Source organism: Polyangium sp. 6x1 (genome assembly GCF_029946515.1).
GTDB lineage: Bacteria > Myxococcota_A > Polyangia > Polyangiales > Polyangiaceae > Polyangium.
Genome location: NZ_JARZHH010000045.1, coordinates 16042 through 32849 on the forward strand (window position 1 = coordinate 16042; position 16808 = coordinate 32849).

At 68.9% G+C, this 16808-nt stretch carries 14 protein-coding genes and 1 other RNA gene; 8 read left to right on the plus strand and 7 right to left on the minus strand.

Going from position 1 to position 16808, the window contains the following annotated elements; genetic code table 11:
• Positions 1 to 67 precede the first annotated feature (67 nt).
• Together QHF85_RS32895 and QHF85_RS32900 are read right to left on the minus strand one after the other, a co-directional pair.
• Entirely contained in the window at positions 68 to 730 is a 663-nt protein-coding gene (locus QHF85_RS32895; RefSeq protein WP_281331349.1) for a DUF4304 domain-containing protein, read from the minus strand.
• On the minus strand, positions 720 to 1967 hold the full coding sequence (locus tag QHF85_RS32900; protein ID WP_281331350.1) for a hypothetical protein: 1248 nt from the start codon (positions 1965 to 1967) through the stop codon (positions 720 to 722). Before QHF85_RS32900 ends, QHF85_RS32895 begins: the two co-directional genes overlap by 11 nt.
• 160 nt (positions 1968 to 2127) lie before the next feature.
• On the opposite strand from QHF85_RS32900, the gene QHF85_RS32905 reads away from it, so the two are divergent.
• Positions 2128 to 2994 carry a hypothetical protein gene (locus tag QHF85_RS32905; RefSeq protein ID WP_281331351.1) on the plus strand — a complete coding sequence of 289 codons (867 nt, stop codon included), beginning with the start codon at positions 2128 to 2130 and terminating at the stop codon, positions 2992 to 2994.
• A gap of 342 nt (positions 2995 to 3336) precedes the next feature.
• Here the strand turns inward: QHF85_RS32905 and ssrS are convergent.
• A non-coding RNA gene (gene ssrS / locus QHF85_RS32910) (6S RNA) lies at positions 3337 to 3520 on the minus strand.
• A gap of 231 nt (positions 3521 to 3751) precedes the next feature.
• Between ssrS and QHF85_RS32915 the strand changes: the two genes are divergently transcribed.
• Together QHF85_RS32915 and QHF85_RS32920 are read left to right on the plus strand one after the other, a co-directional pair.
• The gene (locus tag QHF85_RS32915; protein ID WP_281331352.1) at positions 3752 to 6562 is read left to right on the plus strand and encodes a kelch repeat-containing protein; all 2811 of its coding nucleotides are present in this window, start codon (positions 3752 to 3754) and stop codon (positions 6560 to 6562) included.
• 212 nt (positions 6563 to 6774) lie between these two features.
• On the plus strand, positions 6775 to 7431 hold the full coding sequence (locus QHF85_RS32920; RefSeq protein ID WP_281331353.1) for a putative adhesin: 657 nt from the start codon (positions 6775 to 6777) through the stop codon (positions 7429 to 7431).
• A gap of 10 nt (positions 7432 to 7441) precedes the next feature.
• Here QHF85_RS32920 and QHF85_RS32925 read toward each other — a convergent pair whose 3' ends face one another.
• Together QHF85_RS32925 and QHF85_RS32930 are read right to left on the minus strand one after the other, a co-directional pair.
• Entirely contained in the window at positions 7442 to 8284 is an 843-nt protein-coding gene (locus QHF85_RS32925; RefSeq protein WP_281331354.1) for an inositol monophosphatase family protein, read from the minus strand.
• The gene (locus QHF85_RS32930; RefSeq protein WP_281331355.1) at positions 8281 to 9750 is read right to left on the minus strand and encodes a Mur ligase family protein; all 1470 of its coding nucleotides are present in this window, start codon (positions 9748 to 9750) and stop codon (positions 8281 to 8283) included. Before QHF85_RS32930 ends, QHF85_RS32925 begins: the two co-directional genes overlap by 4 nt.
• Before the next feature lie 102 nt (positions 9751 to 9852).
• On the opposite strand from QHF85_RS32930, the gene QHF85_RS32935 reads away from it, so the two are divergent.
• On the plus strand, positions 9853 to 10203 hold the full coding sequence (locus tag QHF85_RS32935; RefSeq protein WP_281331356.1) for a hypothetical protein: 351 nt from the start codon (positions 9853 to 9855) through the stop codon (positions 10201 to 10203).
• Between the two features lie 50 nt (positions 10204 to 10253).
• The gene (locus QHF85_RS32940; RefSeq protein ID WP_281331357.1) at positions 10254 to 10871 is read left to right on the plus strand and encodes a hypothetical protein; all 618 of its coding nucleotides are present in this window, start codon (positions 10254 to 10256) and stop codon (positions 10869 to 10871) included.
• Positions 10872 to 10990: 119 nt separating this feature from the next.
• Here QHF85_RS32940 and QHF85_RS32945 read toward each other — a convergent pair whose 3' ends face one another.
• Positions 10991 to 12184, minus strand: a complete 1194-nt coding sequence (locus tag QHF85_RS32945; protein WP_281331358.1) for a M20 family metallopeptidase — start codon at positions 12182 to 12184, stop codon at positions 10991 to 10993.
• 81 nt (positions 12185 to 12265) lie between these two features.
• Between QHF85_RS32945 and QHF85_RS32950 the strand changes: the two genes are divergently transcribed.
• Together QHF85_RS32950 and QHF85_RS32955 are read left to right on the plus strand one after the other, a co-directional pair.
• Positions 12266 to 13312, plus strand: a complete 1047-nt coding sequence (locus QHF85_RS32950; RefSeq protein ID WP_281331359.1) for a methyltransferase domain-containing protein — start codon at positions 12266 to 12268, stop codon at positions 13310 to 13312.
• Entirely contained in the window at positions 13312 to 14409 is a 1098-nt protein-coding gene (locus tag QHF85_RS32955) for an FAD:protein FMN transferase (RefSeq protein ID WP_281331411.1), read from the plus strand. The genes QHF85_RS32950 and QHF85_RS32955 overlap by 1 nt, the downstream gene beginning before the upstream one ends.
• 3 nt (positions 14410 to 14412) lie before the next feature.
• On the opposite strand, the gene QHF85_RS32960 is transcribed toward QHF85_RS32955, so the two are convergent.
• Positions 14413 to 15204, minus strand: a complete 792-nt coding sequence (locus tag QHF85_RS32960; RefSeq protein WP_281331360.1) for an enoyl-CoA hydratase-related protein — start codon at positions 15202 to 15204, stop codon at positions 14413 to 14415.
• Between the two features lie 105 nt (positions 15205 to 15309).
• On the opposite strand from QHF85_RS32960, the gene QHF85_RS32965 reads away from it, so the two are divergent.
• The gene (locus tag QHF85_RS32965; protein WP_281331361.1) at positions 15310 to 16758 is read left to right on the plus strand and encodes a hypothetical protein; all 1449 of its coding nucleotides are present in this window, start codon (positions 15310 to 15312) and stop codon (positions 16756 to 16758) included.
• The last annotated feature ends 50 nt before the right edge of the window (positions 16759 to 16808 follow it).

Consider the following 16808-nt stretch of genomic DNA (forward strand, 5'->3'; position numbering starts at 1 on the left):
GGACTGTCGTCCCGACCGGTCCACGTGGAGGCCGAGCAGGTCCAAGGTCTATCCGGACACGATGGCGTCAGTCGTCGTCACACGAGAATCGCGCGAAGAACTTCTCGTCGGTCTCGGCGCCATAACGCTTCTTGGTCTTCGACTTCTCCCGCTCGATACATTCGCGGCACTTGTCCTTGCACCCGAGCCGCTTCCAGAGGATCGCGGCATAGAAGAGCTCGAACGTATCTTCACGGGGATCGATGAAGCGGTCCTCCTTCCTTCGGGGCTGCGAGAGGAACTCCGCGACCGCGCGTTCGTCTCGAAACCGGTCGAAGAAGGGCAGGGCCGCGACCTCCACGAGCCTCAATAGCTCCTGCCCTACCTCGTCGTCCTTCTCGGGCCCATCGGAGGACGTGAGATGCCACCACCTGTCGCCCGTTGGTGTCAGCATTCCGGGCCGCACGTTCAGGATTCCGTCCGCGGCCTGAGGTGCCTTGGATTCGACGCTGCCTGGACCCCAGTAGAGAACTCTGACCCCCGGCACGTGGATCCCACAATTCGTTGTGAAGCTGGACTTGCCGGCCGTGTTGATTTTGCCAGTCTCGGGGTTGAAGAGGTGCTGGACGCTCCCCACCTCCCGCACGTACACGATCCCTCGTTTCTTGAAGCCCGCCGCCTGGAGCGTGGGCGTGACCCAGGTCTTGAAGATGTGGCTCCTTCGGTCCCGCAGGGCTCGCTCAGGGGTCATAATAGATCACACGTCCCTTCTTTTTGAGAACTTCCTCGTACTTCTGTATCTGGCGTTTGCCTGCTTCTCTGCCCGTCGGCGTGTTCGGCTTGAGCTCAATCGGATGCCCTTTGGGCGTGACCGCGTCGGGTTTCACGTACGTGCCACCCTCCACCTTGATATGCGGTTCGGGTTTCCACCCCTCTCCCCTCTTCGCCTCGACCTTCTTCTTGAACTCCTCATGCGCCTCCCTCCCGCGCTTGGCCGCCGGCGTCTCGCCTCCCCGCTTCGGTTTGGCCTGCGCTGGTGGGTCCGCCGCGCTCCCGCTGCCCGCCTGCCCCGACGCCGCGCCGTTCGGCTTCGAGACCGGCTTCGTCCTCGTCTTGACCGTCGTCGTCTTCGGCGCGGGCTGCGGCGAGCCGCTCCCCGTTGACAACGACTGCCCGTCGTGCGTCTCGGCGGGCTTCTTCTTGGACTTCGGAACGAAGTTCGGATGCCGCGCATGGCAAAGCCCCTGGAGGCACTCCCTGGCTCGATCTTCCGCGAGCGCGGAGGTATCCGCCGGGCTGAGCCCCCAGTCTTCGTACTCCTGCGCCACGCGCTCGGGCAACTCCATCCGCTCGGGCGGCTTGACCTCGCGAGGCACAGGCGGCTGTTTGTCCGCGGCGACCTGCTCCGTGCGGGCCCGGTGGACGAGCACCCTCGTACAAGCATGTGCGCCCGTCCCGCTCCGTCTCCTCGTCTGCCCCGGCTCCCGATACGCCGTGCATCGCTTTCGCTCCGGCGCTCTCACGATCGGTCGCGGCAGCGGCTTCGGCCGCTCGACCTCCTTGGCCTCGTCCTTCTTCTCTTCGGCCTCTCTGGCCTTCACCTTCGCCGCGACGACGACGCGCGGCTTCGACGGCGGGTTCCGTGCAGGGCATTCGAGCTTGTTGTACGGAATCGGCAAAAGCCTCGCGCTCGCTGGAGGCGACTCCGGATCGAATACATAAACGGGGCTGCCTTCGCGCCTCGCGAGATCCACTTCCCGGACCCCGAAGAAGGGCGTGCCGTCGGCGGTCACCCCCCAGATTCGCTTGTCTTTCGATACGTTCGGCGGACGTACGCAGACGTGGACGACATTCGGCGCCTCGAAGATCCGGGCCATGGTGGGATCGCGCGCGGAGGCGCATCCGAACAAGAGCAAGACGAGCCACAGGACAACGAGCGCCCTGACGAGGAAATGCCAATGGCGAGCCCAAACCGTCGATCGTCGCATGGACCGCTCCCATCTCTCGGAATGGACCAGCCCTCACCCCCATCGGCAGGCGGCCATCCGAGCAAGATCGGACGGTGCGCCGCTCGTCGGCCACCGTCAACGCGGGCCCTCGCTACTTTCCTCTTTCCCTTTACGTCCCTTCCGTCGTAACCTCCCACCCATGTCCATCGAACCCATCTACACCCTCGCCGATATCGTCTCCCGCCTCGGCGACGCCGCCGAACCCGAGGCGCGGCTGGAGCTCGAAGGGCTCCGCAATGACGATTTCATCGCGAAGGGTCGGCGGATCGGCACGCCTCGCCTGGCGAAGGAGCTCGCGCGGAATTACGGCGCCCTCGCCGATTGGCTCCCGACCGCCAAGGCCGAGCAGCTCGACCTCCTCGGGTTCGTCTCCGCGGATTGGCTCCGCATCGCCGCCTGGACCGCGCGGCAATCGGAGATCCATTACGACGCCAATCAGAAAGGCGCGTCCCTCGGCGCCGCGGAGAAACAAATTCGGCAAACGCGGGCCGAGGAGCTCGGCTCCGAGGCGAAGCTCGCGCGCGACAGGCTCCGCGGCGCCCTGCTCCACCTCGCCGGCGGCATTCCCGCCTGGGTGACGAAAATCGAGGCGGCCTACGCCACGCCAGGTACCCAGAGCCCCCTCACCGACGCCCTCGTCGCCCTCTGCGACGTCGCCGACGCCATGCTCTCGGATTCATCCTCCGGCATGCTGAGCCGCCGCGCTCGCAATCGATTGACCAAGGTCGCGGTGCAAACCTACCGCGACCTCGCCGCCACCGCCGCACAAGCCCTCCGCGACGCCGCCTCGGTCGCTCCCACCGCGCCCGTGTCGCAATCGCAGGTCGACCTCTGGGACGGCATCGCCATCACGTTCTTCGAGCAGCTCGTCGACGCCCTCGAACAGGCCCGCGAAGTGGACCCCACGATCCCGGCGCCCTCGATCATCGGATTGCGGGGCTGGTTCCGCCGCGCGTCCCGCAAGAACCGGGACGACGCCGAGGCCAGCACGAGCGGCGCCGGCTGACCGCCACAACATCGGTTCCGCTTGGGGGCTACGCTCGGACGAGCCGAGCTACGCCCCCAAACCCCCGCCCCTCCGCCACAACCCCTCTCCGGCGCGCCACCACACCCCTCCCGCGCGCCGCAAGCCCTCACCTCTCCCCGAGCACGCGCCTCCGCGCGTCGGGCACGCCGCCCCCCCTGCGCCACCCTCCCCCCGAGCGCCCGCCACAACGCTCCGGGGGACCGCCACAAGGTCCCCGCCGGTCACGGACACGCGGTCGGAAAAGCCGGACATCCCCCCCGGTCGCCGGAACATGCGACAAAAAAGATGAGCCCGGCTCTCACCGGGCTCGAAGAAGAGTTCCTTACCGCCGTAATCGTGGGTTGATGGCTTGAACCCCTAGCTTGCGGCTAGGTGGGTGCCCGATGTGCCGCTTTAGGCTTCCCGATGACGTCTCGGGCCTAGCTCACCACGACAGCGTAGTGGGCCCCTGGTTCAGGCTTACTCGGGATTCAATTGCCAATCACCTCACGGAGAACAGCAGAGGGAACAGCGATACCCTACCACCCCCGAGGCCAACGCGGAAGCCCGAACACGAGCCGGAACGAAGCGAAACGACCGCAACGTCGATGACAGACGGTACGTTTTCCCACAAGATGACAGACGCGCGCCTCGTGCTCGTCCGTTGACAGGCGCGGCGCGGGGGCCGTTAGTGGGCGCCATGCGTACCACGTCCCCCTTTCGTCGAATCCTTTTCGCTTTTTCTGTCGTGCCGGTCGTGTTGCCGCTCGCATGCAGCCGCGCCGATACCCCGAAGGCGCTCACCCTGAATACGTCCGCGTCGGCGCTCACGGCGCCACGCTGGGACGTGGCGCCGCCGATGAACGTCGCGCGGAATGGGCACACGGCGACGCGCTTGTCCGACGGAAGGGTCCTCGCGGCGGGCGGCGGGAGCGCCACGGCCGAGGTGTATGACCCCACCACGAATACGTGGACGCTCATCGCATCCATGAGCACGACGCGCACGCACCATAGCGCGACGCTCTTGCCGAGCGGAAATGTCCTCGTGGCCGGCGGAGGTAGCGACGCGGTCGAGCTCTACGATCCGGTCATGAATACGTGGACGAGCGTCGCGCCCATGCTCGAGCCTCGCGCAGGGCATTCCGCGACACTCTTGCCCAATGGAAACCTCCTCGTGGCCGGCGGGGAAAACGACGGGATCACGCTCTCCACCTCCGAGCTCTACGATCCGGCCGCGGACACGTGGACCAGCGCCGGCCTCATGGAATTCATCCGCAGCTTCCATACCGCGACGTTGCTCCCGAACGGCAAGGTCCTCGTGGTGGCCGGCGCGGAGGATGGAGTCCCTACCAACACGACGGAGCTCTACGATCCTGCCACGGATACGTGGACCTTCGACGGCGTCATCCAGAACCGCGAGAGCCATATCGCGACGCTGCTCGACAACGGCAAGGTGCTCGTCACCGGCGGATATACCGAATACGGCGGCGAGGGCTTCAGCAGCAACAATCGCAGCGCCATCCTCTACGACCCGGCGACCCATGCATGGTCGAACACGACGCCGATGACCGTCGCCCGCGACGACCACAAGGCAAGCCTCCTCCCCGACGGGCGGGTGCTCGTGACCGGCGGCGGCCCGATGACCGAGCTCTACGATCCCGCGACCGGGACGTGGTCGCTCGGCAAATTCCTGAACACGAACCGCAGCGGCCACCATGCCACGGTGCTCGCGGACGGACGTATCCTCGTGACCGGCGGCGGCACCTCGAGCGCCGAGCTGCTCACCCTCGCGGCCCCGGGCGCTGGTTGCCTCTTCGACGGCGAATGCGCGAGCGGCTTCTGCATCGACGGCGTCTGCTGCAATGCGGCGTGCGACGCGGGCGCGTGCGACGCCTGCGCGGCGAGCAAGGGCGCGTCCGCGGACGGGACGTGCACCCCGCTGAGCGGGGCAACCTGCGGCAGCGCCGACGGTTGCACGGCGAATGGCGTCTGCGAGGCAGGCGCCTGCGTCGGGGATGCCCCCGTCGGCTGCCAATCCACATGGACGCCGGCCGGAAGCATGTCCGTTGCGCATCAGGAGGGCACGTGGGCCGAGCTCGCCGATGGCCGCGTGCTCATCGCAGGTGGAATCAACAACGACTGGGACGATAACCCGTCCGTGCAGATCTACGATCCGGCGACGAATGCCTGGAGCGACGCCGCGCCGCTCCTGCATCTGCGACGCTACGCGAAATCGGTCCGGGTCTCGTCCGGCGAGATCCTGGTGGTGGGCGGCGATTCCCCGTCCTCGGCGGAGCTCTACGATCCGGCGAGCAATACGTGGACGATGACCGGCGCCATGGCCGTGCACCACGATACGAGCGTCGTGCTGGTACGGCTCGCCAATGAGCGAATCCTCGCGGTGGGCGGCGGGACGGCGGCCGCGGAGCTTTACGATCCGGCGACGAAAACGTGGAGCGCGACGGGCTCGCTCGGCGTGGCGCGCTCGGGGCATTCGGCGGTCGTCCTTTCGGGGGGAAAGGTGCTGGTGACCGGCGGCAGTGGGAACCCGGCGACGGCGGAGATGTATGATCCGGCGACGGGGATGTTCTCCCCGGCCGGGACGCTCACGTTCGCGCATGCAAAACACCAGGCGACGGGCCTCCAAGACGGCCGCGTGCTCGTGGTGAGCGGGGACGGCGCCGAGCGATATGATCCGGCGACGAATGCATGGACGCCGACGCAGGCTCTGCTCATGCCGCCCCATGAATTCACGACGACACGCCTCGACGATGGCCGGGTGCTGGTCGCGGGCGCGCGGAACGTGCCGCACGCGCAGGTGTACGATCCGGCGACGAACGACTGGACGGTGACCGGGCACCTCGGCGTCGCGCGCGGGCGCCACACGGCCATGTTGCTCGGAAACGGAATGGTGCTGCTCACGGGCGGCAGGGAACGGACGGGCGGCAACGAGTGCCCGCTCCGCAGCGCCGCCGTGTACAACCCGGTCACGAATGACTGGACGCCGATGTCGAGCATGAGCAAATCGCGCACCTATCCCGCCGCCGTTCGGCTCGAAGGCAATCGTGTGCTGGTCTTCGGAGGAATGCAGGAGGGCTGCTCGTCCGGAGACGGCGACCCGGCCGCCCACGAGAGCGCAGAGATTTACGAAGGCGGCGTGACGCCGGACGGCAGCGGTGGCGCGGGCGGTATGGGCGGCGCTGGCGGCACGGGCGGTATGGCAGGCTCGGGCGGTATGGCTGGCGCGGGCGGTGCCGGCGGCGCAGGCGGTATGGCTGGCGCGGGCGGTGCCGGCGGCGCAGCCGGTGCCGGAGGTATGGGCGGCGCAGGCGGTATGGCTGGCGCGGGCGGTATGGCTGGCGCGGGCGGTGCCGGTGGAATGGCAGGCTCGGGCGGTACCGGCGGTATGGCGGGCTCCGGTGGAACCGCTGGCGCGGGCGGAACCGGCGGAGGCACGGGCGGCGACTCGGGTTGCCACGTGGCCAGCGGACCCGTCGAGAACACGGGACGCGGGCTCGCGGCCCTCGTGGCCCTCGGCGCCCTCTTTGCGCGCCGCCGCAAGCGCTGAAGCGCTCCCCATACACGACGAGACGCCCCGACGTCGCGTAACTCAACGCACGATCGTCAGCATCCTTCGCCGAGCCCACAACGGCGCTGTCCATAACACAATTGGCGTTGTTTTCCGGCTCACGGCGAATTACGCTATCGATGTCGACGCCGCAGGAGGGCGCATTCCGTGCCCTCCGTACGGCGATTTTCTTGCGCTCGCCGAGGTGTCCCATGAAGATCGAGATCGAGCCACGCCTCTACTTCTACCGCAGCGTCTACGAGACCAAAGAGGAGAAGAAGCTGGTCACGGACTGCTTGACGTTGTCGCACGGCGCGACCTATGAGAACTCCGGCTACTTCACCGTGCCGCAGGGCGTCACGATTCACTTTTTCACGCCCCCCGGCGTCCCCCTCCCGGGCAGCGTGACGGACCTCATTCTGAGGGACAGCCACCTGTTGCACGAAGACGTCACGGCAGGAAAGCAGTGCCCCAATTACTACCTGTCGAAGGTGGTGAATACGAAGGCCGCGCCGGAAGACTACAAGGCGATCGAAGGCCTCATGTACTCCGCCTACCAAGGCGTCATAACGCACGGTTATCGCCGGAAAGACCCGCGAGACAAAGACTGGAACGAAAAGGACGGCACATGGGCCGGCACGAACATCGTGCGATGGGCCCCGCACGTCGTCACCGTGCGATCACGCTCCATCTTCACAGGGTATTTGAAGGTCATCTCCCTGCGCGAAGTGCTCGAAATCGTGCTGAACAAATACCGTCACATCACGGATTTTTATGTGGCCGCGTGCCGCGTTCACATCGTCTCCAGCGGGCTCGGTGGGCTCGGCGAATCGAAGGTCCCGCCCGCCCTCGCCCCGAAGCCCCATTGATTCTCACCCGCTACGCGTTGATCGCCTCGACGAGCGCGTCGTGCAGGTGCCCATTCGACACGGCGATGTGCCCCTGGTGATAGTCCGGCACCCTGCCCTCCAGCGACGTGATCCGACCCCGCGCCGCCAGCACCACCGCGCAGCCCGCCGCCACGTCCCAGATGTTGAGCTTGCGCTCCCAGTAACCGTCGTACGTCCCGTCGGCCACCATGCACAGGTCGATCGCGGCGCTCCCGCAACGCCGCACGCCCTGCACCACGTGCTTCACGCTCATGAACGAGTGGAAATTGTTCGCAGGCGCGACATTACGCACCGTCGGAAAACCCGTCGCGACGAGCGCGTCTTCGAGCCGCAACGTCGGGCTCACGCCGCATCGTTGACCGTTGCGGCGCGCCTCGCCGTGCCGGCCCGAGCGGCCCGACACGCTCACGGGCTCGCCCACCCAGCCGCTCCAGCGAAGGCTGAGCGCCGGCGCAACGACCGCGCCCGCGATCGGCTCGTCGCCGTCGAAGAGGCCGACGGAGATGCTCCAGAACGGGTGGCCGTGCACGAAGTTCGTCGTGCCGTCGAGCGGGTCGACGTACCAGACGAGGCCGCTGCGCAAGGCCATCGGCGCGAAGCCATCGCCGCGCTCTTCGCCCACGACCGGGATGCCGGGGGCGAGCGAGCCGAGGCGCATGGCAATCATGTCCTCGCTCGCGCGGTCGTACTCGGTGACGAGGTCGGAAGGGCCCTTCGACTCGACGGGCGGGCGTGATCGGAAGCCGGCGCTCACGAGCGCGCCCGCCTCCTCGGCCACGAGCTGCGCGATGGCGGCAAACTGCGCGCGCTCGCCCGTCGTCGTGCTCTTCATGGTGCGAGCGCCCCCCGTAGCTTGTCGTAAATGCCGCCGAACGCGCCGTTCGAAAGCAGCGCGATGGTGTCGCCCGCCTGCGCGTCCCGCGCGAGCAGCGTGACGATCTCGTCGACGGACGCAGGCGTGAGCGCGCGCTTGCCCCGGGCTTCGAGCGTCGCCGCGAGCGCGCGAAGATCAAGCCGCTCGGCCTCGGGGATCTCGGGTCGGCCAAGCGGGGCGAGGACGATGACGTCAGCCGCGTCGAACGAGCTTCCGTACGGTTCCTGGTGCAAGGCGCGACAGGCCGTCGCGCTGCGCGGCTCGAACACGGCGTAGAGCGCGCCTTTCGTGTGACGGGCGCGGAGCGCGCGCAGGGTCTCGTCGACGGCGGTCGGGTGATGCGCGAAGTCGTCGTAGACGCGGACGCCGCGCACTTCGTAGAGGAGATCCTGCCGGCGGCGAACGCCCTGAAACGTCGCGAGCGCCGAGATCACGGTGGAGAGCGGGACGCCAAACCCCTGGGCGACGGCGGCGGCAGCGGCGAGCGCGTTGCGCAGGTTGTGACGGCCGGGGATCGTGAGCGCGGCGCGGCCCGCGTAGACGCCGCCGGCGTAGAGGTCGAAGGACTGGCCGTTCTCGTCGACCTCGGCAGGCGCGGCGAGCCAGTGCGGCGGCTGTCCGTGGGTGTCGTCGCCTTCGAGGGCGAACCACGCGACCTCGGCGCGGGCCGAGGCGCGGACGACATCGACGACGCGAGGATCGGCCGCGGCCGCGACGATGAGGCCGCTCTCGGGGACACGCTCGACGAAGCCGCGAAAGGCCGCGAGGTAGGAGGCTTCGTCGGGGTAGATGTCGACGTGGTCGTGCTCGATCGACGTGACGATCGCGACCTCGGGCCGGTAGTGCCAGAACTTCGGCGTCTTCTCGAAGAAGGCCGTGTCGTACTCGTCGCCCTCGACGACGAACGGCGTCTTCCGGCGCGACATGCCTTCGCCGGTGACGAGCGGCAAACGGCCGCCGCGGGCGACGTCGCCGGGCACGCGGAAGCTCGCGTCGAAGTTCTTCGGCAAGCCGCCGATGAGGAAGCCCGGGTCGCGGCCGGCTTCGTGGAGGAGCCAAGCGCAGAGGGCGCTCGTCGTGGTCTTGCCGTGGGTGCCGCCGACGACGAGCGGCGAGCGATGCGCGAGCAAGAGCTCGGCGAGCGCGTGCGGCATGCTCTTCGTCGGGATGCCGCTGTCCATCGCGGCGCGGGCCTCGGGATTCGTTGGACGGCAAACGTTCCCGATGACGACGAGGTCGGGGCGGGGCTCGAGGTGCTTCGGGTCGAAGCCCTCCATGAGCCGGATGCCCCAGCGTTCGAGGGCGGGGCCCATGGGAGGATAGAAGGCGACGTCGGAGCCGGAGACGTCGTGCCCGCTGGCCTTGAACAGCCCGGCGAGCGCGCCCATCCCGGTCCCTGCCACGCCCACGAGGTGCACGTGCATGGCGGCGAGTTTGCTATAGGAGGGTAGGAGGGCGCCACGCTCAAAGCGCCGCGACGAACACCGCGTTTGATTCCCGGTCGGGGTTCCGATAAAGCCGGGTTCATGAAGAAGGTTTCGAGCGCGCTCGTCGGCTTGTTCTTCGCTGGATCTCTGCTCGTCGCCGCGTGCGGCCAGCCCAAGCAAGCGGAGGTGCCGGACGTCGACAAGGACACGGGCGGCCAGGACATGGCCGGCGAGGAGGCGGCGCCGAAGCCCGTGGAGGCAGGCGAAAAGCCCGCGGAAGCCGGCGACATGAAGCAGAAGTGCTGCGCGTCCTGCAAAGAAGCGTTGGCGACGGATCGCTCGGGCACGCCGCCGGATCAGATCCCGTGTGCGGACTTCACCGCGGCGCTGAGCCCGTGGTGTCTCGAATACTTCCGCTCGAATCCGACGAAGGCCTCGGAGTGTCAGTGAGTCGCTAGCCGGATCCAAGGTTCGGGGCCCGGTCGTGTAGACTGGAGCGCATGGCGCGCCCTTCCCGTCCTCCCGGCTTCGACATGACGTATCGCCCGGACAGCACCGTGTCGTTCGGGCCGCCGCTGAAGGAGCGCCTTCCCTGGCTCGCGTACCTCGTGGTCGCGGTCGTGATCTCGGGCGCGATCGTCTACGGGCAACACGCCCCGACGAACTCCTGGCTCTTCAAGTACGTCGTCGAGGACGATCGCCACCGCATCATGCCCGCCAGCGTGTGCGCGATCATCCTGTTTTGCAGCGCGATCGCAGGGGTTTTGCGCGACCAGATGCGCGGCGTCGTGGTGAACCCGGAGGGCATCGTGCTGCGCGAGCTGCTCTCGTTCGGGGTGCCGCGGGTGCGGCGCTGGAGCTGGTCGCAGATCGACAAGGTGCGCATCCCGAAGACCGAGCAGAAAGGGCAAGAGCTGCCGGTCTTGCGCGGCAACATCGGGCTCGATCTCTGGGACGGGACGAACGCGCTCCTGCCGCCCGTGAACAACATGCTGGAGCTCGCGATGATGCTCGAGCGCGTGGCCCTCGCCCGCGCGATCCCGCTCGAAGGCACGACGGGCATGCTCGACGACCTGCAAGCCGCCGGCGTCGACAGCAAGCGCGCGCCCGCCGCTTGATTTCGTCCCGAGGGGGACGCCTCGCGTCCCCCTCTCGTCCGGGCAAAGCCCGGACGATTCACCCCCCGAGGCGAGCTCGCTTCGCGATCTCGCAGAGCGCCGAACGAACGTTCGGCGCTCTACCGCCCGTTTTTCCCCTCGAAATAAGACGTCATCTCCGCCCGCAAGGGCGCGTCCGCGAGCACGTCGAGCGCCGTCAGCGCCATCGCCTGCGCCGCGACCATCATCGCATCCGCGCCGCGATCGCCACCCGCGTGCCGCGCGAACGGGTGCTCGTGGCACATCGTCTCGCCCTCGTCGCAGATCGCGATCAGCGGGTGGATCGAGGGGATCACGTGCGAGATGTCGCCCATGTCCGTCGAGCCCATGCTGCGCACGGGGTCGACCTCGCGCGCAGGCCTGCCGAGCGCGGCGAGGTGCTCGCCGAAGCGGCGCGCGAGCGGGATGTTCGGGCGCAGGTCCTTGTAGCCGCCGCGCACCTCGAGCTCGACCTCCACGGCGCACGCGATCGCCGCGCCGCGCGCGCATCGCTCGACGAGCGCCCGCACGATCGAGAGCTCGGCGAACGTCGACGCGCGCACCGCGAAGTCCACCACAGCGCGCTCGGGGATGATGTTGACCGCCTGGCCACCGTCGACGATGACGCCGTGCACGCGCGTGCCGTCCCGCAATTGCACGCGTTGCGCGTCGACGAGGTGCATCGTCGCGAGCGCCGCCGCGAGCGCGCTCTTGCCCTCCCACGGGGCCATCGCCGCGTGCGACGGCACCCCCTTGAAGCGGAACGAGAGCCAGTAGCTCGCGAGGGAGGAGGGCGCGAGCAGGTCGAAATCGTAGGGGTGAAACATGAGCGCGGCCGTGACGCCGTCGAACACGCCGGCCTGGAGCAAGCGGATCTTGCCGCCGCCACCCTCCTCCGCGGGCGTGCCGATGATCTCGATCGTCCCCGCGAACGACGGGCGCGCCCGCGCGATCGCGAGGAACGCGCCGAGCGCGCCGCCGGCGATGAGGTTGTGGCCACACGCATGACCCATCTCGGGCAGCGCGTCGTACTCGGCGAGGATCGCCACGCGCGGGCCCGCGCCGTCGCCGAGGCGCGCGCGGAAGGCCGTGGGCAGGCCGCCGGTGCCGCGTTCGACGGGGACACCCTCGGCCTCGATGGCCTCGCAGATCCAGCCCGCGGCGCGCGTCTCCTCGAAGCGCAGCTCCGGGTGCGCGAAGATCCGTGCGGCGACGTCACGGACGATCGGCGCTATGGCACGCGCGGCCGCGAGGATGGCTTCCCTGTCGGGTCGATCGATGGACGTCGTCGGCATGGTCGATCGGCGCAGCATACAGCCCTCTCGCGCGAGGCGCCCGTGACGCGACGCCGCGCCGGAATGCATTAAGCTCGGGCCATGCCCCGAGCCTCGATGCTGTCCGAGGTCCTCCGCCGCCGGTTCGATCCGGCCCTCGAAGCGGTGATGCGCCGGGTGAGCCGCCGTGATGTACGGGGACCGCTCCGCGCCGCGCTCGCGCCGCACCGCAGCAGGGCCATGCGCCGCACGATCGATCGATTCAAGCCCGCGATCGCCCGGCTCGAAGGCGCCGTGCTCCGGGGCGAGGCCGCGGCGATCGAGCGCTTCGACGCCCTCGTCGCGGAGGCCGTCACGACGATGCGCGCCGAACGGCCGAGCGACGTCGACAGAGACCCGCGATCGCGGCTCACGGAGCTGCTCTACGCGGTGGACGCGCGTCTCTACTGCGACAAGCCGGAGCTCATGGATGATCCGAGCTTCCCGGAGGACGAGCGGACGCACGCGCTCGACGTGCTCGATCGGTTCAACCACTGCACGGGGATCTACGCGACCGTGATGGCGGCGATCGAGCCGCTCGTGGAGGCGGCGAGCGCCGAGGGGAAGCGGCCGATCGTGCACGACGTCGCAGCGGGGCACGGCGGGCTCGCGCTTCACCTCGCCGAGCGGTTCGGGGATCGGGTCGCGATCGAGGCGAGTGATCTGCGGGAGGAGTACCTCGCGCTCGGGCGCGCGCAGGCGGCCGAGCGGGGGCTCTCGGTACAGTTCTCGGTCGAGGACGCGCTCGCGCTCGGAGGGCTCTCGCAGCGGGGCGTGGACGTGATCACCTGCACCCAGGCCATCCACCATTTCCCGCCGGGGATGATCGCGCGGATGATGAGCGAGGCGGCCCGGCGCGCGCGCGTCGGCGCGTGTTTCATCGACGGGGAGCGGAGCTTCACGACGCTCGGGCTCGTGGCGCTCGTCGGGGCCCTGTACGGTCGGACGTACACGTTCTACTACGACGCCGTGACCTCGATCCGACGCATGTTCTACGAAGAAGAGCTCGCGCTCGTCGCGGCGCTCGCGCCCGGGATGCCCAAGGTGCGCGTGGAGACGGGCATCGCCCCGCCGTCGCACGTCTTCGTGCGGATCACGCGGGAGCCGTGATGCGAACGCTCCCCGTGCTGCTCCTCGGCGCGCTCGCCCTCGTGGCGTGCAACACGTCCTCGCCGCCCGAGCCGACACCCGAGCCGCGCGCGTCGGCTGCGACGCCGCGCCCGCCGCCGTTCGATCCGAAGAAGGTGACGCTCGACGACAAGGCGATGGGCACGCACGTCGTGATCACGACGTACACCACGCGTGAGCTCGACGAGGCGGCGATCCGCCCGAAGCTCGACAAGGCGCTCGCCGAGATCCGCAGGCTCGAGCGGCTCATGACGACCTGGCGCGACGACAGCGAGATCTCGCGCATCAACCAGGCCGCGGGCAAGCAGGCCGTCGCCGTCGGGCCCGAGACGTTCGAGGTGATCAAGAAGAGCATCTCGGTCGCGGATCGCTCGGACGGCGTGTTCGACATCTCGTTCGAGGCGATGCGTGATCTCTGGCGCTTCGACGAGAACAAGGTCGAGGAGGTGCCCTCGAAGGCCGACATCGACGCGGCGCGCGCGCTCATCGACTACCGCAAGATCAAGCTCGACCACGACGCGCGCAGCGTGATGCTGAGCAAGCCCGGCATGCGCTTGAGCCTCGGCGGCATCGCCAAGGGCTACGCCGTCGACGCGGCCGCGAAGGTGCTCTCGGCCGAGGGGCTCGCGTCGTTCTACGTGCAGGCCGGCGGCGATCTTTACGTGCGCGGCAAGAAGCCCGACGGCACGCCCTACCGCGTCGGCGTGCGGGATCCACGCGGGCAGGGGCCGAACGATTATTTCGCGATGATCGACGTCACCGATCACGCCTTCTCGACGGCCGGCGATTACGAGCGCGCCTTCGTGAAGGACGGCAAGCGCTGGCACCACATCATCGATCCCCGCACGGGCTACCCCGCGAGGAAGAGCCGCAGCGTGACCGTGTGGGCCAAGGACGCCTTCACCGCCGACGGGATCGACGACGCGATCTTCATCCTCGGCCCGGACAAGGGCCTGTCGATCTGCGACGAGCTCGACGACTGCGGCGCGGTCGTCGTGGACGAGCACAACAAGGTGCATGTCTCGAAGCGGCTGGAGAGCAAGATCCAGATCCTTCGAGATCCAACGGATGGGGTCTAGCCGCTAGACGCCGCGGAAGGCGGGCTTGCGCTTCTCGGCGAACGCGCGCAGCGCTTCGAGCCGATCCTCGCTGCGCAGCGTCTCGTCGTAGTAGACGCGTTCGAGCTCGAGGCCGAGCTCGAGCGGCACCTCGTAGGACGTGTCGATCGCCCGGAGCGCGGCGCTCTGCGCGATCGGCGCGCCGTTCGCGATCGGCTCGATCCAGGCGAGCGTGTCGTCGAGGACGTTCGTGCCCTCGGGCGAGACGCGGTTCACGAGACCCCACGCGAGCGCCTCGGCCGCGCCGAGCTTACGGCCGAGGAGGATCATCTCCTTGGCGCGCGCGTCTCCCACGACGCGCGGGAGCCTTTGCGTGCCGCCCGCGCCGGGGATGATGCCTAGCGTGGTCTCGGGCAGCGCGAGCTCGGCGTGCGGCGCCGCGACGCGCAGGTCGCAGATCAACGCGAGCTCGAGCCCGCCGCCGAAGGCGACGCCGTTGATCGCAGCGATCACGGGCTTTTCGCTGCGGTCGAGCACCCCGAGCTCGCTGCGGTAGAGGCCGACCTGCTTGCGCACGTCGTCGGAGGTCATGCCCTGGCGCTCCTTCAGATCGGCGCCCGCGCAAAAGGCCTTGTCGCCCGCGCCGGTGAGCACGATGGCGCGCACCTGGGGGTCGGAGATGAGCTCCTTGCCGAGGCGCCCGAGGGCGTAGAGGGTGTCGCGCGAGAGCGCGTTGCGACGATCGGCGCGGTCGATCACGAGCACGCCGACGGCGCCGCGACGCTCGACTTTCACGGGGGAGGATTGATCGGACATGCGCCCGTGCGTAGCGAAGGCGGCGGCGCGCGCAAAGAGGCTCGTCGTTGTGCGATGCTCGTCCCTTGCGACATGAAACGGCGAGCGGGTACGGGGCGGCTTGAAATGCGAAACGGCGCGTGGATCGGGCTCCTTGGCGGCCTCGCGATGGCGTGTGCGGCAGCGTGCTCGCCCGACGCAGGGCCCGGCGTGACGAGCGGGACAGGCGGCACAGGCGGATCGGGCGGCGCGGGCGGCACCGGCGGCGCGGGCGGCGCGGGCGGCGGACCAGGCCCGGCGCCTGTGTTCGAGCACGTGTGGAGCAAGAGCATCGGCGAGACGGATCTGCAGTCGGTCCAGGCCGTCGCGACCGATCCTGCGACGGGCGACGTCGTGGCCGTCGGCTCGTTCCGCGGCGTCATCGATCTCGGCGAAGGGCCGCTCGTGAGCTCCGGGGAAAACGACCTCTTCGTCGCTCGCTTCGGCCCGCTCGGGCAGCACCGCTGGAGCAAGCGCTTCGGCGACCTCGCGAACCAACAGGCCCTCGCGGTCGCCCTCGACGCCGCAGGATCGATCTACGTCGGCGGCGCGATCCGGGGCGCCACGGATTTCGGCGACGGAAAGCCCGTGACGAGCGCGGGCAACGACGACGCGTTCGTCGCGAAGCTCGACGCCGAGGGCAACCTCGCCTGGGCCAAGCGCTTCGGCGACGAGAAAGCCCAGCGCGTCACGCGCATCGTGATCACGCCGTCCGGGCGGATCGTCCTCGGCGGCGTCTTTGCCGGCGCGATCGAGCTCGGCGGCCCGAGCCTCGCCTCCGCGGGGATGAACGACGTCTACGTGGCCGAGCTCGACGCCGAGGGCGCGCATGTCTTCTCGCGCCGCTTCGGCGGCTACGCCTTCGACGACCTCGGCGGGCTCGCGGTCGACTCCACGGGCTCGCTGCTCGTGACGGGCGCCTTCGACACCACGATGGACTTCGGCCCTGTCGCCGGCACGATCACGAGCAGCGGCGGCCACGACATCTTCATCGCCAAGCTCTCCGCGAACGGCACCGGCCTCTGGGCGCATCGATTGGGCGATGCCAAGAACCAGAGCGGCCACGCGATCGCGGCAGCGCCGAACGGCGACGTCATCGTCGCCGGCGACGCGTCGAGCGGCGAGGTAGGCCTCTTCCTCGCGCGGTTCTCGTCGAGCGGCCAGAGCTCCTGGGTCGAGACGTTCGGCGGCAGCCTCGCCAAGTCGTGGGGCGTATCGCTTCGCGTGGATCCGACCTCGGAAAGCTTCATCGCCGCGGGCTTCTTCGAGGACGTCGTCGACTTCGGCGGCGGGCTTCTCTCTGCGAAGGGCGGCGTCGACGTGTTCCTCGCGCGGTTCACGATGGATGGCGTGCACCTCGGCTCGCGCGCGTTCGGCTCTCCGGGCGCGGATGGCGCGCTCGGGCTCGACCTCGGCCCGCAGGGTGACGTCGTGATCGGGGGCGTGTACGCCGCCTCGATCGACTTCGGCGGCGGCGCGCTCACGACCACGAGCACCCTCGACGCGAGCGGATTTCTGGCGCGCCTCTCCCCCTGAAGACCGGCCTTACGCGGCTGATCCGAGAGACTGCATTCCATGGCATGCTC